We start from the raw sequence: 26644 nt of genomic DNA on the forward strand, positions 1-26644 counted from the left end.
GGGGGTGCCTTCGAGGCGGCGGTCGGGGGGCTCGCGGACCCGTTGACGGATCCGCTGCCGGGCCAGGGACAGGGCGTACCGCAGCAGGGGTACGGCGCCGAAGGGTACGGACCCGACTGGTACGCGGCCCAGGCCGCCCAAGCACAGGCCGCCCAAGCCCAGGCCGCCCAAGCACAGGCCGCCCAAGCACAGGCCGCCCAAGCCCAGGCCGCCCAAGCACAGGCCGCCCAAGCCCAGGCCGCCCAAGCCCAGGCCGCTCAGGCGGAGGCGGCCCGGGCGCAGGCCGCTCAAGCACAGGCTTTCCAGGCGGCTCAGGTCCAGGCCGCTCAGGCTCAGGCGGCCCGGGCGCAGGCCCAGACGTCCGCCATGCCTTCCGCGTCGGCGGCGTCACCGTCGTACGCGGAGATGTACGAGAGGACGTACTCCGCGCCGTACGAGGAGCCCGTGGCCGCCCCGTACCGGGCGTCGCCGGCCGTTCCGTACGCCGGACCGGTCGCCGCTCCCCGGGCCGAGCAGGCCGCCGCGCGTCTGCCGCTGGACGACGAGACGGTCGCGTTGCGCCTCCAGGAACCGCCCCGGACAGGAGAGCGGAGCGGGGCCGTGCCCGCGCCCGGAGGCCGTGCGGCCCGTCGTAAGGCGGCCGGACGCCGCGGACGGCACGGGGGCGCGCAGGAGCCCCACGAGCCCCAGGAGACGGCTCAGGGGGCCACTGAGGCCCCTCTGAGCCGGATGGGGGCCCGGCGGGCGGCACGGGCCCGGAAGCCCAGCGCGGGCGTCCTCGTGAGCCGGATGGTCGGCGAGGTGTTCATCACCACCGGCGTCCTGATGCTGTTGTTCGTGACCTACCAGCTGTGGTGGTCGAACGTGCGGGCGCACCAGCAAGCGGGCAGTGCCGCGGACCACCTCCAGCAGGACTGGGCGAACGGCAAGCGGAATCCGGGGACGTTCTCGCCCGGCCAGGGCTTCGCCATCCTGCACATTCCGAAGCTGGACGTGGTCGCGCCGATCGCGGAGGGCATCAGCAAGACGAAGGTGCTCGACCGCGGAATGGTCGGCCACTACGGCGAGGGCGACCTCAAGACGGCGATGCCGGACGCCAAGACGGGCAACTTCGCGCTCGCCGGGCACCGCAACACCCACGGTGAGCCGTTCCGCTACATCAACCGGCTCAAGCCGGGCGACGAGATCGTGGTCGAGACGCAGGACGACTACTACGTCTACAAGATGGCGTCGATCCTGCCGGTGACGAGTCCGAGCAACACGAGCGTCCTCGACCCGATCCCCAAGGGTTCGACTTTCACCGGGCCCGGCCGCTACATCACACTGACCACCTGCACACCGGAGTTCACCAGTAAGTACCGGATGATCGTCTGGGGCAAGATGGTCGAGGACCGGCCGCGCAGCAAGGGCAAACCGGACGCGCTGGTCGGCTGAGGACCGGCGCGGACGCACGCGCGCAGCGTGCGCGCGTCATGGGTACGTGAGACAACCTGAGACAGACCAGACGGGGCAGATGAACAGTGGCAGCGAGGACCGACCACGACGAGCGCGCCGCATCGGAAGCCGGATCCGCAGCCGCCGGTGACGCGCCCGTGGGGCGCCGGCGCATCGGATGGTTCGCGATGACGGTCAGCGTCTTCGGCGAACTCCTGATCACCGTGGGGCTGGTGCTCGGCCTGTTCGTCGTCTACTCGCTGTGGTGGACGAACGTCGTGGCCGACCGCGAGGCGCACAAGCAGGGTGACAAGGTCCGCGACAACTGGGCGCAGGGCCGAGGTGGTCCGGGCGCGCTGGACACCAAGGACGGCATCGGCTTCCTGCACGTTCCGGCGATGAAGAACGGCGAGGTCCTGGTCGAGAAGGGCACGTCGACGAAGGTCCTCAACGACGGCGTCGCCGGCTACTACACGGACCCCGTCAAGTCGTCCCTGCCGACGACCGGAACGAACGGCAACTTCACGCTCGCCGCCCACCGGGACGGTCACGGCGCCAAGTTCCACAACATAGACAAGATCGGCAAGGGCGACGCGATCGTCTTCGAGACCAAGGACAAGTGGTACGTCTACAAGGTCTTCGGCATCCTTCCGGAGACCTCGAAGTACAACGTCAAGGTCCTCCAGACGGTCCCGAAGCAGTCCGGCAAGGAGAAGCCCGGCCACTACATCACCCTGACGACCTGCACGCCCGTGTACACGTCCCGCTACCGCTATGTCGTGTGGGGCGAACTGGAGCGGGTGGACAAGGTGGACGAGGACCGGACGCCTCCGAAGGAACTGCGCTGACACGACGGTCCTGCTTCGAGCGGATCAGGCATCGCCCGCACGTCAGCCATCGCTGCCACGTAAGCCATCGCCGGCACGTCAGCGTCAGCCATCGCGAGCACGTCAGCCACTTCGATCAGGTCAGCCACTTCGATCAGTTGACGGAAAGGGCCCCGGCACTCAGTGAGTGCCGGGGCCCTTTCCGTCGGTTGCCCGGCAGTGGTTCTTGGTGGGGCCTATCCGTTGTTGCCGCCGAAGAAGCCGCCGCCACCGTTGTTGTTGCCGCCGTTGTTGTTCCCGCCGATGCTGACCGTCGTGAGCGTGACCGTCGTGTTGTCCGGGCTGTCGACCTGGCTGTTGCCGGGCGGGTCCTGGGTGGCCACGAGGGCGTTGTCGCTCTGATCGCTGCCGTTGGCGAACTGGACGTTGAAGCCCGCCTGCTGCAGGGTCTGCTTCGCCTGCTTCACGGTCTGGCCTACGACGCTCGGCACGTTCGACTGTTGCTGCTGCTTGGCCTTGCCGATCTGGATCGTCACCTTGGTGCCGGGGTCCGCGGGATTGTTGGCCGCCGGGGTCGTCTGAATGACCTTGCCGACCAGGTTCTGGTCGTCGGTCTCCACCTCGGTGCACTCGCCGACGAGGTTGTTGGCCGTCATCTGCGCCTTGGCCTCGTCGCAGGTCTTGCCGGAGACGTCCGGGACGGTGGACTGCTTCTTCGCCTTGGCGACGGTCAGGGTGATCGTCGACCCCTTCTCCACCTCGGCACCGAGCTCCGGGTCCTGGCCCAGGACCTTGTTCTCCGCCTCCGGGGATTCCTCGTACTTCGTCTTGACGTTGAAGTCGTACTTGTCGGCCTCGAGGATCTTCGTGGCCTTGTCCAGCTGCTTGCCTGTGACGTTCGGAACGACCACCTTCGGCGCACCGGTCGACACAACCAGGTTGACCGTGTCGCCCTTGTTGACGTTTGCGCCGGCCTCCGGGTCCTGGGAGCAGACGTTGCCGGTCTTCTGATCCTCACAGGCCTTCTTGGAGACCGTCCCGAGCTTCAGATTTCCGTTGACCACCATCTTTTTGGCGTCGCTCAGGCTCTGTCCGACGAAGTTCGGTGCGGCGAACGGCTTGTCGCCCGGGCCATTGCCCCCGAACGCCCACTTGCCGATCAGGATCGCGCCGATCAGCACCAGGACGCCCGCGACGACCAGGAGGATCGTCGAGGTGTTGTTCTTCTTCTGGCGGCGGCGGTCGGGGCGGTCGTCGTAGCCGTAGCCGCCGTCGTCCGGGTTCATCGGCGGCAGCATCGACGTGGGCTGGGCGTCCGAGGAGCGCATGGCCGTGGTCTGCTGGTCGTCGCCGTAGCCGCCGTAGCCGACCGAGCCCATGGCGGCGGTGGCCGCGACGGGCTGGCCGTCGAGGCAGGCCTCGATGTCGGCGCGCATCTCGTCGGCGGACTGGTACCGGTAGTCCGGGTCCTTGACGAGGGCCTTCAGAACGATCGCGTCCATCTCGGGCGTGATCTCGGGGTCGAAGACCGACGGGGGCTGGGGCTCCTCGCGGACGTGCTGGTACGCGACGGCCACCGGGGAGTCGCCCACGAAGGGCGGGCGCACCGTCAGCAGCTCGTAGAGCAGACAACCGGTGGAGTAGAGGTCCGAGCGGGCGTCTACCTGCTCGCCCTTCGCCTGCTCCGGCGAGAGGTACTGGGCCGTGCCGATGACCGCGGCCGTCTGCGTCATCGTCATGCCGGAGTCGCCCATGGCGCGGGCGATGCCGAAGTCCATGACCTTGACCTGGCCGTTGCGCGTCAGCATGACGTTGGCGGGCTTGATGTCGCGGTGGACGATGCCGGCACGGTGGGAGTACTCGAGGGCCTGGAGGATGCCGATGGTCATCTCCATGGACCGCTCGGGCAGCAGCCTGCGGCCCGAGTGCAGCAACTCGCGCAGCGTGGACCCGTCGACGTACTCCATCACGATGTACGGGATGGAGGTGTTGTCGATGTAGTCCTCACCCGTGTCGTAGACGGCGACGATCGCGGGATGGTTGAGCGAGGCGGCGGACTGGGCCTCCCGGCGGAACCGGGCCTGGAACGACGGGTCGCGTGCGAGGTCAGCCCGCAGCGTCTTCACCGCCACAGTACGGCCGAGCCGGATGTCATGCGCGAGGTAGACCTCTGCCATGCCACCACGGCCGAGCACGTGGCTCAGCTCGTACCGGCCGCCGAGGCGACGCGGCTCTTCCATAGCTACCTACCAGCCCTCTCCGTCGGTCCCGACCGCACCTTTGTGTGGTCCGGCGGTGTGCTGTCCGGGCATACCGTACCCGGATCGGCTTGTGTGACCTGGCCAAGACCGTCACCCGTGACAGGACCGGTATCGCAACGTGCACCGATGTGAAGGGGACGTGAGCGGGGTCACTTCTTGCTGTCGATGACTGCCTTCATCACGTCCCTTGCGATGGGGGCGGCGAGACCGCCACCGGAGATGTCGCCGCGGTTGGCGCTGCCGTCCTCGACGACCACCGCGACGGCGACCGGCGAGCTGCCGTCCGAGAGCTTCGCGTAGGAGATGAACCACGCGTACGGCTTCTCGCTGTTGTCGACGCCGTGCTGGGCGGTACCCGTCTTGCCACCGACGGTGACACCGTCGATCGCGGCCCTCGTACCGGTGCCGCCCGGCTTGATCACCGTCTCCATCATCGACTGGAGAACCTGCGCGTTCTCCTTGGAGAGCGGCTGGCTCAGCTTCTCGGGGTCGGTGTGCTCGATGACGTCCAGGTTGTGCGTGCTCAGCTCGCTGACCATGTACGGCTTCATCAGGGTGCCGTCATTGGCGACCGCGGAGGCCACCATGGCCATCTGGAGCGGGGTGGCGGCGGTGTTGTACTGGCCGATCGAGGACAGCGCGGTCTGCGACGTGTTCATGCCGTCGGAGAAGACCGAGGAGCTGGAGCGGATCGGCGTGAACTGCTCGGAGCCGAAGCCGAACTTCTTGGCCTCTTCCAGCATCTTCTCGTTGCCGAGGTCCGCGCCGACCTTGCCGAAGACCGTGTTGCAGGAGACCTTGAGCGCGTCGCGCAGGGTGGCGTTCTTGCAGGGGATGTTGCCCTCGTTGGGCAGCTCGGTCGTGGTGCCGGGCATGATCCACGGGTCCGGCGACTTCGTCTTCGTGTCCGCGTCGGGGACGAGTCCGTTCTCCAGGGCGGCGGCCGCCGTGACGACCTTGAAGGTGGAACCCGGCGGGTAGGTCTCGCGCAGCGCCCGGTTGAGCATCGGGTCGTCGGGGTTGTTCTCCTTCTTCAGCTTGTCCCAGGCCTTGGAGTCCGTGGTCAGGGAGTTGCCGGCGATCGTCGACGGGTCGTACGACGGCGTCGAGGCGAGCGCCAGGATCGCGCCCGTCTTGGGGTCGATGGCCGCGACGGCACCCTTCTTGGCACCGAGGCCCTCGAAGGCGGCCTTCTGCGCGGCGCCGTTGAGGGTGGTGATGACGTTGCCACCCTGCTTCTTCTTGCCCGTGATCATGTCGAGCGTGTTCCGGAAGAAGAGCCGGTCGTCGTTGCCGGTGAGGATGCCGTCCTCGATCTTCTCGATCTGGTTGGCACCGAAGGCCTGCGAGGCGTAGCCGGTGACGGGCGCCCACATCGCGCCGTCCTTGTACGTGCGCTTGTACTCGAAGTCGCCCGTCTTGGACTTCACGGACCCGGTGATCGGGTTGCCGTCCACGATGATGTCGCCGCGCGGGGTGGCGTACCGCTCGATGTTCACACGGCGGTTGGCCGTGTCGGTCCGCAGCTCGTCCGCCTGGACGTACTGGAGCCAGTTGTCGCGGATCAGCAGGGCGAGGACGAGCAGCCCGCAGAAGATCGCGATCCGGCGCAGGGGCTTGTTCACGGGCGGACCACCTGGGTCATCTCGGCGTCGGGGTTCGGGGCGGGCGCCGGGGCCGGGCGGCGTGCGGTGTCGCTGATGCGGATCAGGATGGCGATCAGGGCCCAGTTGGCGATCACGGAGGAACCGCCGGACGCCAGGAACGGCATGGTCATACCGGTCAGCGGGATCAGGCCCATGACGCCGCCGGCGACCACGAAGACCTGGAGCGCGAAGGCGCCGGAGAGGCCGACGGCGAGCAGCTTGCCGAAGGGGTCGCGGGCCGCGAGGGCCGTGCGGATGCCGCGCTCGACGATCAGGCCGTAGAGCACCAGGATCGCCATGACTCCGGCGAGGCCCAGTTCCTCGCCGAACGTGGCGAGGATGAAGTCGGAGTTGGCGGCGAAGCGGATGAGCTCGGAGTGGCCCTGGCCGAGGCCGGTGCCGAGGGTGCCGCCGGAGCCGAACGCCCACAGTGCCTGCATGGCCTGCTCGGAGTGGATGACACCGTCCTGGACGCCGGCCTGGCTGAGCGTGTACTCGCGCATCGGGTCGAGCCAGGCCTGCACACGCGTCTGGACGTGCGGTTCGAAGCTGGCCACACCGACGGCTCCGGCCGCGGACATCATCAGACCGAAGACGATCCAGCTGGTCCGCTCGGTGGCGACGTACAGCATGATGACGAACATTCCGAAGAACAGCAGCGACGTACCGAGGTCGGTCTCGAACACCAGGATGAGGATCGAGATCGCCCAGACGACGATGATCGGGCCGAGGTCGCGGCCGCGCGGCAGGTACAGGCCCATGAAGCGGCGGCTGGCGAGAGCCAGCGCGTCCCGCTTCACCATCAGGTAGCCGGCGAAGAAGACCGCCAGGACGATCTTGGCGAACTCACCGGGCTGAATGGAGAATCCGGCGACCGAGATCCAGATCTTGGCGCCGTAGGTGAGGTCGGCGCCGAGACCCGGGACCAGCGGGAGCAGCAGCAGGACCAGGGCGCCGACCATGGAGATGTAGGTGTAGCGCTGCAGGACGCGGTGGTCCTTGAGGAAGACCAGCACGACGACGAACAGACCGATGGCCAGCGCGGTGTACAGCAGCTGGCGCGGTGCCGCGTTGCCCGCCTGGTTGATCGACTGGAGCAGCTTGGACTGGTCGAGTCGCCAGATGACCACCAGGCCGAGCCCGTTGAGGAGCGTGGCCAGCGGCAGCAGCAGCGGGTCCGCGTAGGGAGCGAACTTCCGTACGGCGAGGTGGGCGACGCCGGCCAGCAGGCCGAGGCCCAGGCCGTAACTCAGGAGGCCGGCGGGTACCGCGTCGTCGATGGCGAGGCCCACGTTGGCGTAGGCGAACACCGGGATGACAACGGCGAACACCAGCAGGGCCAGCTCGGTATTACGTCGGCTCGGTGCGCCGATCGATCCGATCGTGGACGTGTGGTGTGTCGGAGTGTTCGTACTGCTGCTCATCGTGTGACAGGGCCCCTCACGGCTTCTTACTGCTTACCGCACAGCGAGACCAGCTTCTGCTCCTCGTCGGAGAGGCTGGGGCCGGGTGTGGGAGTGGGTGCGGTCGTGGACTTGGAGGACGAAGGTGCCGAGTTCGACGGGTTCGGGCTCGGGGTGGACGTGGCCTTGGACGTCAGGGAGGTCTTTGTGGTTCCCGTGGTCCCGCCGGCCTCGCCCTCACCGGTCTTCGCGTTGTTCTCGCTCTCGGCGGCGCGGCGCGCGGCGTCCTTCTTGCACGCGGAGGCCTGCACGGCGAGTTCGTCGATCTTCGACTTGGCGTCGGAGAGGCCGCCTTCGGCGATCGTCTCCTTGACCTGCTTCTGCTGATACGGCGGCAGGTACTTGAGTTCGATCTCGGGGTGATCCTTCTCCACCTTCGAGAGCGAGACCCAGGCGAGGTCCTGGCTGATGCCGCGGTACAGCGCGACGTGTTCGCCCTTGGTGCCGACGTAGTACTGCGTCTGCGTCCAGCGGTAGCCGCCGTACAGGCCGCCGCCGATGACGGCGAGCGACAGGACGATGTAGAAGGATCTCTTCAGCCACTTGCGTCCGGTGCGCGGCTTGACGAAGTCCTCGTCGGAGTAGTCGCCGAAGCCGCCCGTGGACACATAGCCGGTGGTGTCGCCGCTGCCGGGCGGGCCGAACTCGCCGCCGCCGCCCTGTCCGGGCACGGGCCGGCCGAGACCGGAGGCGCGGCCGGCGGGGGTCTGCATGGCGCCGTTGTCGTGCAGCTGGAGCTGGTTCTCGGCGACAGCGCCGACCACGACAGGCGTGTCGGAGAGCTGCGCGGCGAGGGTGTCCCCGGAGTCGATGTCGAGGACGTCGGCCACGATGACGGTGATGTTGTCCGGGCCGCCGCCGCGCAGCGCGAGCTGGATGAGCTCCTGCACGGTCTCCTGCGGGCCCTGGTAGCTGGCGAGGGTGTCTTCCATCGTCTGATGGGAGACGACGCCGCTGAGGCCGTCGGAGCAGATCAAATAGCGGTCGCCGGCGCGGACTTCGCGGATCGAGAGGTCGGGCTCGACATGGTCGCCGCTGCCCAGCGCGCGCATCAGCAGGGAGCGCTGCGGGTGGGTGGTGGCTTCCTCCTCGGTGATGCGCCCCTCGTCGACGAGGCGCTGCACCCAGGTGTGGTCCTGCGTGATCTGCGTCAGGACGCCGTCCCGCAGCAGGTAGGCGCGGGAGTCGCCGACGTGGACGAGGCCGAGGCGCTGGCCGGTCCACAGCAGGGCGGTGAGCGTGGTGCCCATGCCCTCCAGCTGCGGGTCCTCCTCGACCATCAGCCGGAGCTGGTCGTTGGCACGCTGCACGGCCGTGCCGAGCGAGGTGAGGATGTCGGAGCCGGGTACGTCGTCGTCGAGCGCGACGATGGTGGAGATCACCTCGGAGCTGGCGACCTCACCGGCGGCCTGCCCGCCCATCCCGTCGGCGATCGCGAGGAGGCGAGGACCGGCGTAGCCCGAGTCCTCGTTGCCCTCGCGGATCATGCCTTTGTGCGATCCGGCGGCAAAGCGCAGTGACAGACTCATGCGCACCTCGCCCGTCGGCTCCGGGTACATCCGCACGGTGCCCACCCTCCGGTCGGGAGCGCGCCGGGGTCCGTCGTGTGGACCGCCGCTGCGTGCTCGCTCCGCTCGCTCATTGTCGTACTACTTCCGCAGCTCGATGACGGTCTTGCCGATGCGGATCGGCGCGCCCAGCGGAATGGGCGTGGGAGTCGTCAGTCGGCTCCGGTCGAGATACGTGCCATTGGTGGAGCCGAGGTCCTCGACGATCCACTGGCCGTCCCGGTCCGGGTAGATCCTGGCATGCCTGCTGGACGCGTAGTCGTCGTCCAGCACGATGGTGCTGTCGTGCGCGCGGCCCAGGGTGATGGTCTGGCCCTGGAGCGCGACGGTCGTTCCCGTGAGGGTGCCCTCCGAGACGACCAGCTTGGACGGGGCACCGCGGCGCTGCCGGCCGCCGCCACCTGCTGGTGGCTGCTGCTGGCGCTGCTGCGGAGGCGCGGCAGGCCGCGCGGCCTGCTGAGGCCTTGCGGCCTCTCTGCGGGAGCCGCGCTGTGTGACGCGCGTTCCGAACAGGTCGCTGCGGATGACCTGCACGGCCACGATCACGAACAGCCACAGTACGGCCAGGAAACCCAGCCGCATGACCGTGAGGGTCAGCTCTGACATTGCCCCCGCTTCACCCTTCGGCTTGCCGGTAAATGATGGTGGTGCTGCCCACGACGATCCGCGAGCCGTCGCGGAGCGTAGCGCGGGTGGTGTGCTGCCCGTCCACCACGATGCCGTTGGTGGACCCGAGATCCTGGATCGTCGAGGGCGTTCCGGTCCGGATCTCACAGTGCCGGCGGGATACGCCGGGGTCGTCGATCCGCACGTCGGCTTCGGTGCTGCGGCCCAGCACCAGCGTCGGGCGGGAGATCTGGTGGCGTGCGCCATTGATCTCGACCCAGTGCCGCATACGGCCACCCGCCGCCGGACCGGCCGGGGGTCGGGCACCCATGGGTGCCGCGCCCGGACGGCCGCCGGGCGGCGGCGCGGACGGCATGGGAGGAGCGGCCGAGGGCGGGTAGCCGTAACCACCCTGGGCTCCGCGGGGAGACGCCGGCGCGGGGCCCGCGGGGGCGCGCTCGGGGGACTGCTGGTTGGTGGAGGAGGCGAGCGTACGACTACGCACCCGGTACAGACCGGTGTCGAGGTCGTCGGCCTTCTCCAGGTGGACCTTGATGGGGCCCATGAAGGCGTAACGCTGCTGCTTGGCGTAGTCGCGGACCATGCCCGCGAGCTCGTCGCCGAGCTGGCCGGAGTAGGGGCTGAGGCGCTCGAAGTCCGGCGTGCTCAGCTCGACGATGAAGTCGTTCGGGACGACGGTCCGGTCGCGGTTCCAGATCGTGGCGTTGTTGTCGCACTCGCGCTGCAGCGCTCCGGCGATCTCCACGGGCTGGACCTCGGACTTGAACACCTTGGCGAAGGTGCCGTTGACCAGACCTTCGAGACGCTGCTCGAACTTCTTCAGGACTCCCATGGGGCACCTCCTCCTGCGTAGCCGTCCTGGTACAGCTTGCTGTCGTCCACCTGATCCTGCTGGCCTTGCTGGTACTGCTTACTGATCGTATCCACGCGTCGGGAAATCGGCTGGTTCCCCCTGTCGGCCCGGTCGACGGGTTGTCGACTGCCTTCCGAAGTCCCTCGGCACGTTCCCTGAGAGGTCCCTCTTCGAACTCTTCCCGGCACTACTCCTGCCATGGATCGTAGAGGCGCCCCGCGACCAGTGTCCCGCACCTGACTGTGCGGCCCGTCCTGCTCCGGGGGAGATGTGCAGGACCGGTACGAGGTTGATACGTGAACCGGTTCTGTCTGAGACGTGTGATGCGCGCGGGGGTGCCGTGAGGGAGAAGGCCGGCCCGGCGGCCGAGGCCGAGCGGGCCGTCGGCCCGGGCGGGGCAAGGGCGCGGGCCTCGGGATGCCGGGTGCGCGGGCGGGCAATGCCGGGTGCCGGGGGCGGAGGAAAGGGATGTGATTCCACCCCTGACAGCGTGCTAATCTTCTGGATGTCGGCAGGCGCTCGCACCACTCGGTGGGAGACGGACGACACACCCAATGCGCGGGTGGCGGAATAGGCAGACGCGCTGGATTCAGGTTCCAGTGCCCGAAAGGGCGTGGGGGTTCAACTCCCCCCTCGCGCACCAGCTGAAAGCCCCTCAGGTCTTCGACCTGAGGGGCTTTCACGTTGTCCGGGGCGAGTCCGGAGTCGTTCCCGCGGGGTCGCGCGTTCCCGCGGCCTGACGCGCGACGGGGCGTGCGGGCGGGGCAAGGCCGGCCCTTGGTCCCGCTGAGCGGCCCTTGGTCCCGGTGAAGTGTGACGATGCTCTCAGGCGACAGAGCCCCGCAGGGCGAGTTGGCCGGCCCTGCGGGGCTCCGTGGCCGGCTCCGGCGGGCGGAGCGGCGGCGGGCGGGTGCCGTGGTTACGCGGCGAGGCGCTCCGCGACCTCCTTGGCCTTGGTGGCCGCGTCGTCGAGGGCCTTGCTGCGGGACGCCTCGAAGAGCGGGACCAGCTCGCTCATCGCCGGGTTGTGCGGGGCCATGGTGAGCTCCGGGACGATGAAGTCGACCTCCAGGCCGAGCATGTCGCGCAGTACGGCCTCCAGGTAGTTCTGCACGTACTCCTGCCCCGCGCGCGGAGTGCCCGGGGCGTAGGAGCCGCCGCGGCTCGCGACGACGGTGACCGGGGTGCCCGCGACCTTCGAGTCCTCGGTCATGGCGGTGCGCCCGATGAGGACGACGTTGTCCAGCCACGCCTTGAGGGTCGAGGGGATGGCGAAGTTGTACATGGGGGCGCCGATCAGGACCGCGTCCGCGCTCTCCAGTTCCTCGATGAGCTTCACACGCGCGGCGAAGGCCTCGGCCTGCTCGGGGCTGTGCGTGTCCGGGGCGGCGAAACCGGCGGTGTGCGCGTCGGCGGTGATGTGCGGCACAGGGTGCTCGGCGAGGTCGCGGTAGACGACGGTGCCGTCGGGGTGCTGCTCCTCCCAGGCCGAACGGAAGGCGTCCGTCACGGTTCGGGACGTGGAGGCGCCGCCGGAGAAGACGGACGAGTCGATGTGAAGGAGGGTGGCCATGGGGATCTCCAGATGAAACGGGATGTATCGGGTGGGGTGCCTGGCCCGGGGAGGGCCGTGGGCGGAGCTCGTACGGGCTCTTGGGCGGAGTCCGTCCTCGCTGGGCTCGTGCTGACGAGTCCGGGTGGGGCTGGTGGAACGGGTCCACGGCAGGGCTGTCGAAGGGGAGCCGCCCTGCCGAGGGCTTCTCTTTCGTTCCTAACTAGAGATAACACAGCTACTTACTTTTTTTCATCCCCTTGTGGAGACGCAGTACCCTGGGCTCATGCCAGAACCGGGAAGCCACGACGCGGGGCCGTGCCAGAAGGTCGACGACGGCATGACCCGGGTCTTCACGCTGCTCGGAAAGCGCTGGACGGGTCTCGTGGTCGCGGTTCTGATGCAGCACCCCGTCCACTTCGCCGATCTGCGCAGAGCGATCCCCGGCATCAGCGAGCGGATGCTTTCGGACCGGCTCACCGAACTCGGCGCGGCGGGTCTGGTCGTGCGCGAGGTCAACGAGGGCCCCCCGCTGCGGGTTTCGTACCGTCTGACCGAGGCGGGCGCCGCGCTGGAACCCGCGCTCAAGGAGCTGGGTGCCTGGGCGGAGACGTATCTGCCGGAGAGCGGACCGTGTCCGGGACAGCTGCGGAAGTAGCCCGGGGAGGAAGTGAACTCTCCTGAGCCGTTCATGGCGCGACATCGCGGGCCGTGCCGCGGCGCCGCCGGTGGAACCTCCTCACCCCCGTCCGCGGCCGCGTGGGCGGCTTTGTCTCCGCGTGCCGGTGCGGTTGTCCACAGGGTCTGACGCGTTTTCCCGACCGGCTGTACGGTCAGCACGAGTGGATGTTCGTGTGCGGGGGAGGCGGTCGTGATGGCCGAGATCGGTACAGCGGGTGCGGCGGGCGCGGAGCGCCAGGCGGCGTCGAAAGGGCAGGCCGGACAGGCCAGCTCGGTCGAGCAGGCCGAGAAGGTGCTGAGGGATGTCGGCGGTCGGCGGCCCGGGGCCGAGTCCGGGGCGGAGGCGCGGTCTTCGTCCGAGGGCCGGTCGGCCGCCGAGGCGTTCGGGGTCCGGCGATTCGCTGTTCCGGGGTTCGCCGCCTGGCCGGTGGAGGGCTCGCCCAAGGAGCGGGGCAAGGCCCTGCGTGTGCGCGTGCCGCGCGAAGCGCACGCCGAGCTGACGGCGGACGCCGACCGGCCGGACGCCGTGACCGCGGTCGAGGAGTCCAATCGGGGCAGGCTCGCGGAGCTCACCCCGATAAGGGTCGGCAGGATGGCGGCCACGCCGTTCGCGTTCCTGCGCGGCTCCGCGGGCCTCATGGCGTACGACCTCGCCCGCACCCCCATGACCGGCATCAGCGCCCAGATCTGCGGTGACGCGCACGCGGCGAACTTCGGTCTGTACGGAGACGCCCGCGGCGGCCTGGTGATCGATCTGAACGACTTCGACGAGACGGTGTACGGCCCCTGGGAGTGGGACCTCAAGCGCCTCGCCACCTCGCTCGTGCTCGCGGGCCGGGAGGCCGGAGCGGACGAGGACACCTGCCGGGCCGCCGCGCACGACACCGTGGGCGCGTACCGCCGCACCATGCGCCTGCTGGCCAGACTCCCGGCGCTGGACGCGTGGAACGCCATCGCCGACGAGGAGTTGGTCTCGCATGCCGACGCCCACGATCTGCTCGGCACGCTGGAGCGCGTCTCCGAGAAGGCGCGGGCCAACACCAGCGGGCGGTTCGCCGCCCGGTCGACCGAGGCCGTGGAGGGCGGTGGCCGGCGGTTCGTGGACGCGCCGCCCGTGCTGCGCCGCGTTCCCGACGAGGAGGCGGCCGCGGTCGCGGCGTCCCTGGAGCAGTATCTGACGACGCTCTCCGAGGACCGTCTCCCCCTGCTCGCCCGCTACGCGGTGCATGACGTCGCGTTCCGGGTCGTCGGCACCGGCAGCGTCGGCACCCGCTCGTACGTGGTGCTGCTCCTGGACCATCGCGGCGAGGCCCTCGTCCTCCAGGTCAAGGAGGCCCGCGCCTCGGCGCTCCTCCCGCACCTCGCGACCGCCGGCCACCAGATGCCCGAAGTGGTCCACGAGGGCCGCCGTGTCGTCCTCGGGCAGAAGCGCATGCAGGTCGTCAGTGACATCCTCCTCGGCTGGACCTCGGTCGACGGTCTCCCGTACCAGGTGCGCCAGTTCCGCAACCGCAAGGGCAGCGTCGACCCCGCCGCGCTGGCCGCCGACCACATCGACGACTACGGCCGCATGACCGGCGCGCTTCTGGCCCGTGCCCACAGCCACAGCGCCGACCCGCGCCTCCTCTCCGGCTACTGCGGCAAGAAGGAGGAGCTGGACGAGGCCATCGCCTCCTTCGCCGTCGCCTACGCGGACCGCACGGAGGCGGACCACTCGGCCCTGGTGGCGGCGGTCCGAAGCGGGCGGATCGCTTCCGAACCGGGGGTGTGACCGGGGGAGCACCCGGACCGCCCCTCCGGAAGGGGCGGTCCATCGAGCCGGCGGTCTCCCTCCGGCCCTTTGTCCCTCCGGCCCCTGTCCTCCGGCCCCTCGTCCCGGCCGCCTCCTCCGGCCGCGGGTTCCGGCCGCCGGTTCCGGTGGGCCCTTCGGCGGCCCGTTCCGGTGGTCGGGATGATCGGGGTGGTTGGGGTCATTGAGGTCGTTGTGGCCGGTCAGGTGGCTGGAGAGACGGGGAAGGCAGTGAGCCGCGGGGGAGTGTGGCCTACGCTGGTCGGGTGACGACCCCGGAAGCCGATCAGAGTCAGTCCGAGCCCACCACTGAGGGGGGCCGGGAACACTCCGGTGCCCCGGAGGGCGAGACGCCCGAAGCCTCTCTCGGCGAGGACGGCGGCATCACGGACGCGGAGGGCGCGGGGGTCACCTCCGGCGCCGAAGATCTCGCCGCGGGCGAGGTCCACGCCGAGGTTCCGAGCGAGGCCGACGGCGAGGCTCCGAACGCGGCCGACGCCGAGGTTCCGAGTGGGGCCGACAGCGAGGCGCGGGCCGCGGGGCAGGGGGAAGCCCCGTCCGAGGGGCAGGGCGGCGAGGCTCAGGCCGAGACTGCTCGGCCCGAGGAGCGGCTCGAGAGGGCGGTGCGGGCTGCCGAGCAGGCGTTGATCGAGTTCGAGATCGCCGTCGAGACGTTCCGGGTCGAGGTCGAGAACTTCTCCCGGCTTCACCACCAGAAGCTCGGTCCGATGTACTCCCGTCTCGACGAGCTGGACGCCGAGATCGCCGAGGCACGTGCCGCGCGCTCCGGCGACGCGGAGGACATACGCAAGGCGCACGAGGCGCGGGCGCGGGTCATGCCCATGCCCGGTGTCGAGGAGCTGTTCCACGGCTGGATGGACTCGGAGGGACTGTTCCCCGAGGCCGTGGCGATGCTCACGGACCAGCCCGTGCGGCCCCCGCAGCGGGTGCGCCCCAGCGAGGAGGCCCGCAAGCTCTTCCGCGAGCTGGTCCGCAAGGCCCACCCCGACCTGGCGCAGGACGAGGACGAGCGCAAGCGGCGCGACGAGTTCATCGTCCGCGTGAACGCCGCGTACGCCCGGGGTGACGAGCCGTTGCTGCGGGAGCTGGCCGCGGAGTGGGCCGCCGGTCCCACGCCCGAGGAGTGGAAGCCGAGCCGCAGCGAGGAGCTCTACGCCCGCCTCGAATGGCTCGCCCAGCGCAAGGAGATGCTCACCCTCGCCGCCCGGGAACTGGAGCAGAGCGCCATCGGTGCCATGCTCAATCTGGCTCCGGAAGACCCGGACCGTCTCCTGGAGGAGATCGCCGAACAGCTGCTCACGCAGGTCGGCGAGCGCGAGAACGAGCTGGCGGAGCTGAACGCCCAGGCTCCCTGAGCTTCACCGTCGGCGCGGTCGGGTAGCGTCGGAGGCATGAGTTTCGGAGCTGGTGTGCCCACGGTCGAGGTCGGCAATCTCGCGGTAGACGACTTCCTGCTGGACGTCCGGGAGGGCGACGAGTGGGAGGCAGGTCATGCGCAGAGGGCGCTGCACATCCCTATGAGTGAATTCGTCGCCCGCTACGGCGAGCTGACCGAGGCGGCCCCGCAGGACGGCCGGGTCAACGTCATCTGCCGCTCCGGTGGCCGCTCGGCCCAGGTCACGCAGTACTTGGTCCAGCAGGGTATCGACGCCGTGAACGTCGAAGGCGGCATGCAGACGTGGGAGGCCATGGGCCGCCCCGTCGTGAACGACAAGGGCGAGCCCGGCTTCGTCCTGTAGCGGGCCCCGGCTCCGGTCCGGCCGCGCCGGAGCCCGTCATCTGTAGTTGATCGGGCTCCGTCACCCCAGTACGTGCGCCGCCAACAGATCGCCCAGAGCTTCCTCGTGTGCCGCCGCCGGGCCGAGTGACAGCTCCAGGTGCTTGGCCCAGGCGTGGTACCGGTGCAGTGCGTACTCGGTGTCGGCGCCGAACCCTCCGTGCAGATGCTGCGCGGTCTGCACGACCCGGCGCACCCCTTCGGACGCCCAGATCTTGGCGACGGCCACGTCACCGCAGGCCGGGAGCGCACCCCCGGCTCCCGTGCCGATCCGCCAGGCGGCCTGCCAGAGCGTCGCCTCCATCGCCCGCAGGTCTATGTAGCGGTCGGCGGCCTGCACGGCGACCGCCTGGAACGTGGCGACCGGGAATCCGAACTGTTCCCGCTTGCTCGTGTACTCGCTCGTCATCCGGAGTACCCCCTCGCCGAGCCCGAGCGCCAGCGCACACGTGCCGGTGGCCAGCAGTTCGCGCAGCCACTCCCACGCACCCTCCGCGTCGATGACATCGCGGGAGGCGATCCGCGCGGACTCCAGCCGCAGCTCGCCGAGCCGCTCACCGGTCGTGGAGATCTGCTCGGCGAGTACGGCCCCTTCATGGCCGCGGGGAACGAGGGCGAGGACGGTCCGGTGGGCGTCCGTGTGCGCCGGGACGACGACGAAGTCGGCGTTGTGGGCCCACGGAACCGCCGTCTGCACACCGTCGAGTACCCAGGCAGTCCCGTCCCGCCGCGCGGTCACGGCGAGTTCGGCGGGGTCGTGACCGGTCCTGCCGTTGGCTGCGACGGTCAGCACGAGCTCGCCCCGGCCGGCTCGCGCCGGCAGTTCCGACCTCAGCTCTTCGCCGCCGTACCGGCGCACGGCGGCCGTCGCCGCGCTGCTCTCCAGCAGCGGCACCCGCGCCAGCACCTTCGCCGACTCCCGCAGCACCAGGCACAGCGCGACCGCGTCGAGACCGGCCCCGCCGGCCTCCTCGTCGAGCAGCAGGCTCAGCAGGTCCGAGTCGGCGAGCCGCGCCCACAGGGCCCGGTCGAAGTCCTCGGCGACGGCGCCCGCGGTGAGCGCGGGACTGGGCACCCCGTCCGGGGAGACCCCGGCGAACACCGCCTTCGCCGCCTCGACCGCCGCCTGCTGCTCCTCGGTGAAGGTGAAGTCCACGATCCCGTCCTCCCGCACACGCGCCGGACCACCGACCAGACAGGACGCCTGATCTGACGGTGCGTCAAGATAGAACAGGTTCTACGAGAAGGGAACGCCCAGCGGTCGGTCACCCGCGGGCCGGGCCGAGCTGCCGATCACGTGCCCATCGGGCCCGGCGGTCGATGTCCTGACCGTCGGGCCCAGCGGGTCGGAGTCCCGCTCGCCGGGCTCAGCGGTCGAAGTCCAGCTCCACCTTTTCCGTGGCCGGATGCGACTGGCAGGCCAGTACGTACCCGGCCTCCGTCTCCTCCGGCTCCAGCGCGAAGTTGCGGTCCATCCGCACCTCGCCCGAGACCAGGAAGGCCCGGCAGGTGCCGCACACGCCGCCCTTGCAGGCGTACGGCGCGTCCGGACGGTTCCGCAGCACCGCGTCCAGCAGCGACTCACCGTCCTGGACGGGCCAGGTGCCGCCGCGTCCGTCGAGCCGTGCGGTCACCGTGCTGTGCGCGGGGGCCGGAACGGCGGAAGCGGTCGTGGTGGCCGCGTCCACATGGAAGATCTCCTCGTGGATCCGCGTCCGGGACACCCCGAGCCCGCGCAGCGACCGTTCGGCGCCCTGCACGAGCCCCATCGGCCCGCACAGGAACCATCCGGCCACCCGGTCCACGGGCAGCAGCGCCGGAAGCAGCCCGGAAAGCCGCTCCTGGTCGAGCCGCCCGGACGGCAGCCCGGCCTGCTGCTCCTCCCGGGAGAGGACCGTCACCAGCTGGAACCGTTGCGGATAGCGGTCCTTGAGGTCGGCGACCTCCTCCAGGAACATCGTCGAGGCCGACGTACGGTCGCTGCGGATCAGGCAGAACCTCGCCTCCGGTTCCCGCGCCAGCAGCGTCGAGACGATCGAGAGCACCGGGGTGATCCCGCTGCCGCCCACCACCGCCGCGTACAGGCCGGCCGACGGCTCCAGCGTGAAGCGTCCCGCCGGAGTCATCACCTCCACCTCGTCCCCGACGGCGATCTCCTTGAGCGCGTACGTCGAGAACGCGCCGCCGTCGACCAGGCGTACACCGACCCGCAGCGTGCGGGGTCCCTCGCCGTCGGGCGTGGGTGCCAGGGAACAGATGGAGTACGTACGGCGTATCTCGGTGCCGTCGACCGTGCGGCGCAGTGCCAGATGCTGGCCGGCGGCGTGCCGGTAGTCCTCGCGCAGCTCCGCGGGCACCGCGAAGGTCAGGGCCACGGAGTCGTCGGTGATCCGGTCGACCGCGGCCACCGGGAGCGGGTGGAAGCGGGCCATCACAACTCCTTGAAGTGGTCGAACGGTTCGCGGCAGGACAGACAGCGACGCAGCGCCTTGCACGCGGTGGACGAGAAGCGGCTGAGCAGCTCGGTGTCGGCCGATCCGCAGGACGGGCAGCGGACGGGCTCCAGTTCAGGTTCGGCGGCGGCCGTCCGGGTCGGTCCCAGGCCGAGCGGAACCGGGCCCGTGGGACGCCCGCCGCGTGGCGGAGCTATCCCGAACTCCCGCAGTTTGCGGCGGCCTTCGTCCGAGATGTCGTCCGTCGACCAGGCCGGACTGAGCACCGTACGCACCGACACCTCGCGCATGCCGTGCTCGTGGAGTACCCGCTCGATGTCCATGGACATGGCCTCGACGGCCGGGCAGCCGGTGTAGGTCGGGGTCAGCTCGACCTCGACGGAGTCCGTGCCGAGGACATGGACGGCGCGCAGCACGCCGAGCTCGTCCAGAGTGATGACGGGCAGCTCGGGGTCGAGCACGGAGCCTGCCAGTCTGCGCAGCTCCTCCTCGAGGGCGGTCGTCGTCACCACGACGCCCCCGGGTGACTGCGGTGCAGATGCTGCATCTCGGCGAGCATCCGGCCGAAGGACTCGGTGTGCAGCCCCTGGCGTCCGGCGCCCGCGGTCCACGCCCCGGACTGCGGCCCCTCGGGGACCGACAGCGTGGCGCGGCGCAGGGTGTCTCCCACGGACTCGAGCCAGGCGGCCCGCATGCCCTCCCAGTCGACGTCGACGCCCTCGATCGGCTGGAACATCTCGCCCGTGAAGCGCCAAAGGGCCTCGCACGCCCGGCTCATCCGCTCGTGGCTGACGTCCGTGCCGTCGCCGAGGCGCAGCGTCCACTGCTCGGCGTGGTCCTGGTGGTAGGCGACCTCTTTGACGGCCTTCGCGGCGAGGGGCGCGAACTCGCTCTCCCCGCCAGCCAGTTGCGTGAAGAGAAGCCGCTGGTAGGTGGAGAAGTACAGCTGGCGCGCGATCGTGTGCGCGAAGTCGCCGTTCGGCTGCTCGACGAGCTGGAGGTTGCGGAAGGCGCGCTCCTCGCGGAGATACGCCAGCTCGTCCTCGTCACCGGCCAGGGACAGCAGTACCCGGGCCTGGCCGAGCAGGTCCAGCGCGATGTTGGCCAGGGCGACTTCCTCTTCGAGGACGGGCGCGTGGCCCGCCCACTCCCCCAGACGGTGCGAGAGCACCAGGGCGTCGTCGCCGAGGGCCAGGGCGGCCGCGGTGTTCACGGTGAGAGTCACAGGTGCTTCACCCCTTCCGGGATCTCGTAGAACGTCGGGTGGCGGTACGGCTTGTCCGCGGACGGATCGAAGAACGAGTCCTTCTCGTCGGGCGAGGAGGCCGTGACGGCGGTGGAGGGGACGACCCAGATCGAGACGCCCTCGCCGCGGCGCGTGTACAGATCGCGCGCGTTGCGCAGCGCCAGCTCGGCGTCCGGCGCGTGCAGGCTGCCGGCGTGGGTGTGCGAGAGTCCGCGGCGCGAGCGCACGAAGACCTCCCACAGCGGCCAGTCGGTGTTCGTCATGCTCGGGTCGCTCCTGTCTCGCCGGTCGTGCTCGCGGAGCCGCCGGTCCCGCTCGTGTGCTTGTCGGCGTACGCCGCGGCCGCCTCCCGCACCCACGCGCCCTCCTCGTGGGCTCGCCGGCGCTGGGTGATCCGCTGGTCGTTGCACGGGCCGTTGCCCTTGAGGACCTCCCAGAACTCCGTCCAGTCGATGGCGCCGAAGTCGTGGTGTCCCCGCTCCTCGTTCCACACGAGGTCGGGGTCGGGCAGGGTCAGGCCGAGGGACTCGGCCTGGGGCACGGCTATGTCGACGAACCGCTGGCGCAGCTCGTCGTTCGAATGGCGCTTGATCTTCCACGCCATCGACTGGGCGGAGTGCGAGGACTCGTCGTCGGGCGGGCCGAACATCATCAGGGAGGGCCACCACCAGCGGTCGACCGCGTCCTGCGCCATCGCGTGCTGCTCGGGGGTGCCCTGGCTCAGGGCCAGCAGCAGTTCGTACCCCTGGCGCTGGTGGAAGGACTCCTCCTTGCACACGCGGATCATCGCGCGCGCGTACGGGCCGTACGAGCAGCGGCACAGGGGGACCTGGTTGGTGATCGCGGCTCCGTCCACGAGCCAGCCGATGGCGCCGACGTCCGCCCAGGTCAGCGTCGGGTAGTTGAAGATCGACGAGTACTTCTGGCGGCCGGAGTGCAGCTTGTCCAGCAGCTCCTCGCGGCTGGTGCCGAGCGTCTCGGCCGCGCTGTACAGATACAGCCCGTGTCCCGCCTCGTCCTGGACCTTCGCCATCAGGATCGCCTTGCGGCGCAGCGAGGGCGCGCGCGTGATCCAGTTGGCCTCCGGCTGCATGCCGATGATCTCGGAGTGGGCGTGCTGCGCGATCTGGCGGACCAGGGTCGAGCGGTAGGCGCCGGGCATCCAGTCACGGGGCTCGATGCGTTCGTCGGCCGCCACCGCGGCGTCGAAGACGGCTTCGTATGCCGCTGTGCGCGCCGCTTCGTCGGCGGCTTCGTCCGCCTGTGTGCGGGCCGTGTGGTGCGCTGATGCTGTCGCCATGCGGTCCCCCTCGACCTCTCATTCCCGACCGACCGATCGTTCGGTCCGCTCGCGTCAATGGTCGGTCGAGCGCCGTATGGTGTCAACCGCTGTGGATGACCTCGTGTGCTCTGGCGTGGCCGTTGTGACGGATGGGGCTGTGCCGGGCGGGCGGGTCTGAGTACGGTTCGCTTGCGAACGTCGTGGTGTGGTGCGACGTGGCGGTACGGTGCCCGCAACCCGGCGGCCGGCAGTCGGATTCGGGATCGTGAATCGGGGCGGGATGGACGCGAACGACGAAGGCTCGAAGCCGAAGCCTGGTCCGGTCGCGCCCGAGGGGGCCACTTTCGGGGCCACCGGCGGCACGTCGCTTCCCGGCAGGCAGCCGACCGACGAGCCGGTGACCGACGAGCCGACGGCCGACGATCCGGTGGCCGACGATCCGGTGGCCGGGTCCGTAGCTCCCCCGGGGTCCGAGGGGACCGAGCCCGTAGCTTCCCCGGGGTCCGAGGGGACCGAGCCCGTAGCTTCCCCGGGGTTCGAGGGGGCCGAGGCCGAGGTGGTCGCTCCCCCTGAGTTCGCCGGGGGCGAGTCCGAAGTGCAGGCTCCTGCGGAGTTCGGGGAGGCCGGGCCCGAAGGGGTCGCTTGTCCGGAGGCCGAGGCGCCCGCGGGCCTGGCGGCGCTTTCCCTCCGCTATCAGATCGCCGCCGCCCTCGCCCTCGCCGTCGTGGCCGTCGTCTCCTGTGTGCATCTCGGCATGGTGTTCCTGCACGTCGCACCCTCGAACACGGTGACCAAGCAGCACGGGCACGCGATCGACGAGTGGATCTACCCCGAGTTCGAGCAGAACTGGAAGCTCTTCGCCCCCAACCCGTTGCAGCTGGACATCACGGTCCAGGTGCGCGCCCTGGTCCGCGCCGCCGACGGGACCAGTCGCGAGACGGGCTGGTACGACCTGTCCGGGCTCGACGGCCTCGCCATCGACGGGAATCCCGTGCCGAGCCACACCCAGCAGAACGAACTGCGCCGTGCCTGGGACTTCTACATCGGTACGCACGACGGCGAGAACCGCCCCACGGGCCTGCGCGGCGATCTGTCGGAGCGCTATCTGCGCCGCATCGCCGTGCTGCGGCTGGACCGCGAGCGCGCGGGCGGCCGGGGTGCCGTCGTCGAACGCGTCCAGCTCCGCTCGCAGACCACCAACGTGCCGCCTCCCGAGTGGAGCGACGAGAAGGTGTCCGACCAGCCCGTCGTCCGTGAGCTGCCCTGGTGGGCCGTTCCCGAGAGCGATCGCGCGGACGGGCTGACGGAGGCGAGCGCCCGATGAACCGAATCGCTCCGACGGTCGCGCGTGGCATCGCCCGTGTCACGGAGTCCGCCCTCGGTCCGTACCAGAGCGCCGTGATCCGTATCGGCTTCGCCGTCACCTGGCTGCTGTTCCTGCTGCGCGAGTACCCGCACCGCCAGGAGATGTACGGGCCCGACGGACCGTGGAGCTGGGACCTCGCCCAGCAGCTCGTCGCGAGCAACCACGCCTTCACGGCCCTGATGTGGTCGGACAGCCAGGTGTGGTTCGAGAGCGTCTACGCGCTCGCCGTCGTCTCCAGCGCCCTGCTGCTGGTGGGCTGGCGGACCCGCGCGATGTCCGTGCTCTTCATGATCGGCGTGCTGTCCCTGCAGAACCGCAGCGTCTTCATCGGCGACGGCGGGGACAACGTCCTCCATCTGATGTCGATCTATCTGGTGTTCACCCGCTGCGGCCGGGTGTGGTCCCTCGACGCGCGGCGGGACCGCCTCGCCGGCGAGGCACACGCGCGTGGCGAATGGGCCGGGCCCGACCGGGCGGGCCCCGCCCTGTGGGGAGTGTTCGGGGTCCTGCTGGCCGCCGCGACGGGCGCGGGCCGGATCGAAGCCGGTTTCCTGGGCGGCTGGCTCACCGTCTTCTGGGGGCTGTGGGCGGCGCAAGCACTGTGGTGGACCGTCGGCCGGGTCGCGCGCACCGCCCAGCCGCGCATCCTGCTGGATGTCGTCGCCAACCTCGTGCACAACGCCGCCCTGATGATCATCATGGCCGAGGCGTGCCTGATCTACGCGACCGCCGGCTGGTACAAGATCCAGGGCTCGCGCTGGCAGGACGGAACCGCCGTCTACTACCCGCTCCACCTGGATTCCTTCTCGCCCTGGCCGGCCCTGTCCGAGCTGCTGTCCGCGCACGGCACGATCGTGATGCTGGTGACGTACGGGACGGTCGCCGTGCAGGTCGCCTTCCCCTTCACCCTCTTCAACCGTCGGGTCAAGAACGTCCTGCTGGCGGCCATGATCACCGAGCACGCCGTGATCGCCGTGGTCCTCGGGCTGCCGTTCTTCTCGCTCGCGATGATCGCCGCGGACGCCGTGTTCCTGCCGACGTCCTTCCTGCGGCGCCTCGGCGGAGGGGTGGCACGCGTGCGGGGCAGGCTGTTCTCCGGCGGCGGCCGTACGGTGCCGGGGCCCCGGGCTCCCGAGCCGGGCGTTCCGGAGGAGCCCGAGCAGACGCACGTAGGCTTCCCCGCATGAACGACCCGGTACGCGCATGGCGTCAGCTCGCCGACGGCTCCGTCCTGCTGGACGGATTCCACGCCCTCAAGCACGCGGTGCGCTTCGGGGCGCGCGTCCCGGTCGCCGTCACCACCGACCGGCGGGCGGCTCTGGAACTGGCCGACGAACTCGCCCCCGACGTACGCGCCGTTCTCGACGAGCTTCTGACCGAGGTCCCGGAGGCGACGTACGCGGCTCTCGTGCCGCGTCCGCACCCCACCTCGGTGGCCGCTCTCGCCGTACGGCCCTCGCGCGCCGTCCACCTGGAGGCGCTGGCCAGCACGCCCCGCACCGCGCCCGTCGTCGTGCTCGACAATCCGCGCAACCTGGGCAACGCCGGCGCCGTGATCCGGCTCGCGGCGGGCTTCGGCGCGACCGGGGTGGTCACGACGGGCACGCTCGACCCCTGGCACCCCACGGTCGTACGCGGTGGGGCCGGCCTGCACTTCGCGACCGCCGTGGAGCGTCTGACGGTGGACGAACTGCCGGCGGGCCCGGTGTTCGCGCTCGACCCGGAGGGTGAGGACATCCGCGGGTCGAAGCTCCCCGACGACGCCCTGCTCGCCTTCGGCTCGGAACGCAGCGGACTGTCCGCCGAACTGCGGGCCCGGGCCGATCACCTGGTGTCACTGCCGATGCGCCCCCAGGTCTCCAGCTACAACCTCGCGACCAGTGTGGCCATGACGCTGTTCCACTGGAGCGCCGGCGGGGGCGCACCGGTGTAGACGCCCGACGGGCGTCAGGACTCACGCCTCGCGGCGCACCTCGACCACCCGGAAGCGGTTCGCCACGAAGGCTCCGTCGCACAGCGCCGCGTTGGCGGCTCCGTTGCCGCCCGAGCCGTGGAAGTCCGAGAACGCGGCCGTCTGGTTGACGTAGACCCCGCCCGTGAGGTTCAGGGAGAGCTGCGCGCACTCCTCCAGGCAGGCTTCCTGGATGTCGCGCTCGACCGCCTCGTCGGTGGTGTACGCGCCGACGGTCATCGCGCCCTTGTCCCTGATCGTGCGCCGCAGCAGCTCCACGGCGTCCGCCGCCGAGTCGACCGCGACGGCGAAGGAGACCGGCCCGAAGCACTCGCTCATGTAGGCGGCCTCGTCGGCGTTCTCGGCGTGCTCCCAGTACTTGCGGGCGCCGTCGAGCTTCACGATCACCGGCGAGCGCACGACGGCGCCCGGGAACTCGGGGTTGTCGATCTGTCGTGAGGGCAGGGCGACTTCGCCGAGTCCGGCGGCCGCCTCCAGGCGGGCCTTCACGTCCGGGTTCACGATGGCGCCGAGCAGTCCGTTCGCGCGGGCGTCGTCGCCGAGGAGCCCGCCGACCGACTTCGCGAGATCGGCGACCACCTCGTCGTAGGACTTGTGGCCCTCGTCCGTGCCGATGCCGTCGCGGGGGATCAGCAGGTTCTGCGGGGTGGTGCACATCTGGCCGCTGTAGAGCGACAGGGAGAACGCCAGGTTGGACAGCATCCCCTTGTAGTCGCCGGTCGACTCCACGATCACCGTGTTGACGCCGGCCTTCTCCGTGTAGACCTGCGCCTGGCGGGCGTTGGTCTCCAGCCAGTCGCCGAAGGCCGTCGAGCCGGTGTAGTCGATGATCCGGATCTCGGGGCGGGTGGCCAGTGTCTTGGCGATGCCCTCGCCGGGACGCTCGGCGGCCAGCGCCACCAGGTTCGGGTCGAAGCCCGCCTCGGTGAGCACCTCGCGCGCGACCTGCACGGTGAGCGCGAGCGGCAGCACCGCGCGCGGGTGGGGCTTCACCAGAACCGCGTTGCCGGTGGCGAGGGAGGCGAACAGGCCCGGATAGCCGTTCCACGTCGGGAAGGTGTTGCAGCCGATCATCAGCGCGATGCCGCGCGGGACGGGCGTGAACTGCTTGGTGAGCGCGAGCGGGTCGCGCTTGCCCTGGGGCTTGGTCCACTCCGCGGTGTCGGGGGTGCGGACCTGCTCCACGTACGCGTACGCCACCGCCTCCAGGCCGCGGTCCTGCGCGTGCGGGCCGCCCGCCTGGAACGCCATCATGAAGGCCTGGCCGCTCGTGTGCATCACAGCGTGCGCGAACTCGTGGGTGCGGTCGCTGATCCGCTTGAGGATCTCCAGGCAGACCACGGCGCGGGTCTCCGCGCCCGCGTCGCGCCAGGCGCGCTGCCCCGCGCGCATGGCGGGCAGGAGGGTGTCGATGTCCGCGTGCGGGTACGTGACGCCCAGCTCGATGCCGTACGGCGACACCTCGCCGCCGACCCAGTCGTCCGTGCCGGGCTGGTCCAGGTCGAGGCGGGTGCCCAGGAGGGCGTCGAAGGCGGCCTTGCCCTCGGCCATGCCCAGGCTGCCGTGCTCGCCGTACGCCTTGGGATGTTCGGGGTGCGGGGACCAGTACGCGCGTGTGCGGATCGCTTCCAGCGCCTGATCGAGGGTGGGCCGGTGCTGGGCGATCAGCTGGTGGGCGGTGAGTTCGGCGGCCATCAAGGACCAACTCCTCGTCTCAAGAGCTCTTCGTCGGGCTCGCGAGCTGGGCAGGAAGGGACAGTCAGAGTTAGAGTAACCGAACGATCGGTCGGGACAAGGGGAGCCGCCGCATCTGTGGAAATCGGCGT

General features: G+C 70.2%; 23 protein-coding genes and 1 tRNA gene. 10 read left to right on the forward strand and 14 right to left on the reverse strand.

Annotated features, from left to right (window positions below; all coding sequences use genetic code 11):
* Nucleotides 1-405 precede the first annotated feature (405 nt).
* Both OG788_RS23600 and OG788_RS23605 read left to right on the forward strand, forming a co-directional pair.
* Nucleotides 406-1434 (forward strand): class E sortase, encoded by a 1029-nt coding sequence (locus tag OG788_RS23600; protein WP_406376823.1) that lies wholly within the window; start codon nt 406-408, stop codon nt 1432-1434.
* Nucleotides 1435-1622: 188 nt separating this feature from the next.
* Entirely contained in the window at nt 1623-2282 is a 660-nt protein-coding gene (locus tag OG788_RS23605; RefSeq protein ID WP_406376824.1) for a class E sortase, read from the forward strand.
* 215 nt (nt 2283-2497) lie between these two features.
* Here OG788_RS23605 and pknB read toward each other — a convergent pair whose 3' ends face one another.
* The 6 genes from pknB to OG788_RS23635 form a co-directional block, all read right to left on the reverse strand.
* Entirely contained in the window at nt 2498-4501 is a 2004-nt protein-coding gene (pknB, locus tag OG788_RS23610; protein WP_406373261.1) for a Stk1 family PASTA domain-containing Ser/Thr kinase, read from the reverse strand.
* Nucleotides 4502-4671: 170 nt separating this feature from the next.
* The gene (locus tag OG788_RS23615; protein WP_351536218.1) at nt 4672-6147 is read right to left on the reverse strand and encodes a penicillin-binding transpeptidase domain-containing protein; all 1476 of its coding nucleotides are present in this window, start codon (nt 6145-6147) and stop codon (nt 4672-4674) included.
* The gene (locus OG788_RS23620) at nt 6144-7592 is read right to left on the reverse strand and encodes an FtsW/RodA/SpoVE family cell cycle protein (protein WP_266760641.1); all 1449 of its coding nucleotides are present in this window, start codon (nt 7590-7592) and stop codon (nt 6144-6146) included. The genes OG788_RS23615 and OG788_RS23620 overlap by 4 nt, the downstream gene beginning before the upstream one ends.
* 26 nt (nt 7593-7618) lie before the next feature.
* The gene (locus tag OG788_RS23625) at nt 7619-9190 is read right to left on the reverse strand and encodes a Stp1/IreP family PP2C-type Ser/Thr phosphatase (protein WP_406376825.1); all 1572 of its coding nucleotides are present in this window, start codon (nt 9188-9190) and stop codon (nt 7619-7621) included.
* A 90-nt stretch (nt 9191-9280) separates the two neighbouring features.
* A complete protein-coding gene (locus OG788_RS23630; RefSeq protein WP_266760643.1) occupies nt 9281-9805 on the reverse strand; it encodes an FHA domain-containing protein in 525 nt (174 codons plus the stop codon).
* A gap of 10 nt (nt 9806-9815) precedes the next feature.
* Nucleotides 9816-10658: a DUF3662 and FHA domain-containing protein gene (locus OG788_RS23635; RefSeq protein ID WP_351536222.1), complete on the reverse strand. Its 843-nt coding sequence runs from the start codon at nt 10656-10658 to the stop codon at nt 9816-9818.
* A gap of 577 nt (nt 10659-11235) precedes the next feature.
* On the opposite strand from OG788_RS23635, the gene OG788_RS23640 reads away from it, so the two are divergent.
* A tRNA-Leu gene (locus tag OG788_RS23640) sits at nt 11236-11322 on the forward strand.
* A gap of 276 nt (nt 11323-11598) precedes the next feature.
* On the opposite strand, the gene OG788_RS23645 is transcribed toward OG788_RS23640, so the two are convergent.
* Nucleotides 11599-12252 (reverse strand): FMN-dependent NADH-azoreductase, encoded by a 654-nt coding sequence (locus OG788_RS23645; protein ID WP_406373263.1) that lies wholly within the window; start codon nt 12250-12252, stop codon nt 11599-11601.
* A 265-nt stretch (nt 12253-12517) separates the two neighbouring features.
* Here OG788_RS23645 and OG788_RS23650 point away from each other — a divergent pair, with 265 nt between their 5' ends.
* From OG788_RS23650 to OG788_RS23665, 4 genes are all read left to right on the forward strand, one after another.
* Nucleotides 12518-12889 carry a helix-turn-helix domain-containing protein gene (locus OG788_RS23650; protein ID WP_351536228.1) on the forward strand — a complete coding sequence of 124 codons (372 nt, stop codon included), beginning with the start codon at nt 12518-12520 and terminating at the stop codon, nt 12887-12889.
* 216 nt (nt 12890-13105) lie between these two features.
* Nucleotides 13106-14683 carry a DUF2252 domain-containing protein gene (locus OG788_RS23655; protein WP_406373265.1) on the forward strand — a complete coding sequence of 526 codons (1578 nt, stop codon included), beginning with the start codon at nt 13106-13108 and terminating at the stop codon, nt 14681-14683.
* Between the two features lie 401 nt (nt 14684-15084).
* The gene (locus OG788_RS23660; RefSeq protein ID WP_406376826.1) at nt 15085-16077 is read left to right on the forward strand and encodes a hypothetical protein; all 993 of its coding nucleotides are present in this window, start codon (nt 15085-15087) and stop codon (nt 16075-16077) included.
* A 54-nt stretch (nt 16078-16131) separates the two neighbouring features.
* The gene (locus OG788_RS23665) at nt 16132-16461 is read left to right on the forward strand and encodes a rhodanese-like domain-containing protein (protein ID WP_351536366.1); all 330 of its coding nucleotides are present in this window, start codon (nt 16132-16134) and stop codon (nt 16459-16461) included.
* Between the two features lie 60 nt (nt 16462-16521).
* On the opposite strand, the gene OG788_RS23670 is transcribed toward OG788_RS23665, so the two are convergent.
* The 6 genes from OG788_RS23670 to paaA all read right to left on the reverse strand — a co-directional run bounded on the left by OG788_RS23670 (nt 16522) and on the right by paaA (nt 21498).
* Entirely contained in the window at nt 16522-17655 is a 1134-nt protein-coding gene (locus OG788_RS23670) for an acyl-CoA dehydrogenase family protein (RefSeq protein WP_406373267.1), read from the reverse strand.
* Nucleotides 17656-17866: 211 nt separating this feature from the next.
* Nucleotides 17867-18931, reverse strand: coding sequence for a 1,2-phenylacetyl-CoA epoxidase subunit PaaE (paaE, locus tag OG788_RS23675; protein ID WP_406373268.1), 1065 nt, complete (start codon nt 18929-18931; stop codon nt 17867-17869).
* Nucleotides 18931-19464 (reverse strand): 1,2-phenylacetyl-CoA epoxidase subunit PaaD, encoded by a 534-nt coding sequence (gene paaD, locus OG788_RS23680; protein WP_406373270.1) that lies wholly within the window; start codon nt 19462-19464, stop codon nt 18931-18933. Before paaD ends, paaE begins: the two co-directional genes overlap by 1 nt.
* Complete coding sequence (paaC, locus tag OG788_RS23685; protein WP_406373271.1) at nt 19458-20177, reverse strand: 1,2-phenylacetyl-CoA epoxidase subunit PaaC; 720 nt, start codon at nt 20175-20177, stop codon at nt 19458-19460. The genes paaD and paaC overlap by 7 nt, the downstream gene beginning before the upstream one ends.
* Nucleotides 20174-20461, reverse strand: a complete 288-nt coding sequence (paaB, locus tag OG788_RS23690) for a 1,2-phenylacetyl-CoA epoxidase subunit PaaB (RefSeq protein ID WP_266760661.1) — start codon at nt 20459-20461, stop codon at nt 20174-20176. The genes paaC and paaB overlap by 4 nt, the downstream gene beginning before the upstream one ends.
* A complete protein-coding gene (paaA, locus tag OG788_RS23695; protein WP_266760663.1) occupies nt 20458-21498 on the reverse strand; it encodes a 1,2-phenylacetyl-CoA epoxidase subunit PaaA in 1041 nt (346 codons plus the stop codon). The genes paaB and paaA overlap by 4 nt, the downstream gene beginning before the upstream one ends.
* Nucleotides 21499-21760: 262 nt before the next feature.
* Between paaA and OG788_RS23700 the strand changes: the two genes are divergently transcribed.
* Genes OG788_RS23700 through OG788_RS23710 form a run of 3 tightly spaced genes read left to right on the forward strand, consistent with a single transcriptional unit; the run spans nt 21761 to nt 24779 of the window.
* Nucleotides 21761-22804, forward strand: a complete 1044-nt coding sequence (locus OG788_RS23700) for a DUF5819 family protein (RefSeq protein WP_406373273.1) — start codon at nt 21761-21763, stop codon at nt 22802-22804.
* Nucleotides 22801-24033, forward strand: coding sequence for an HTTM domain-containing protein (locus tag OG788_RS23705; RefSeq protein ID WP_406373275.1), 1233 nt, complete (start codon nt 22801-22803; stop codon nt 24031-24033). Before OG788_RS23700 ends, OG788_RS23705 begins: the two co-directional genes overlap by 4 nt.
* A complete protein-coding gene (locus OG788_RS23710; RefSeq protein ID WP_406373276.1) occupies nt 24030-24779 on the forward strand; it encodes a TrmH family RNA methyltransferase in 750 nt (249 codons plus the stop codon). The genes OG788_RS23705 and OG788_RS23710 overlap by 4 nt, the downstream gene beginning before the upstream one ends.
* A gap of 21 nt (nt 24780-24800) precedes the next feature.
* On the opposite strand, the gene paaN is transcribed toward OG788_RS23710, so the two are convergent.
* Nucleotides 24801-26513, reverse strand: coding sequence for a phenylacetic acid degradation protein PaaN (paaN, locus tag OG788_RS23715; RefSeq protein WP_406373278.1), 1713 nt, complete (start codon nt 26511-26513; stop codon nt 24801-24803).
* Nucleotides 26514-26644 lie beyond the last annotated feature (131 nt).

Origin of the sequence: Streptomyces sp. NBC_00647, from assembly GCF_045207245.1 — a bacterium.
Lineage (GTDB): Bacteria > Actinomycetota > Actinomycetes > Streptomycetales > Streptomycetaceae > Streptomyces.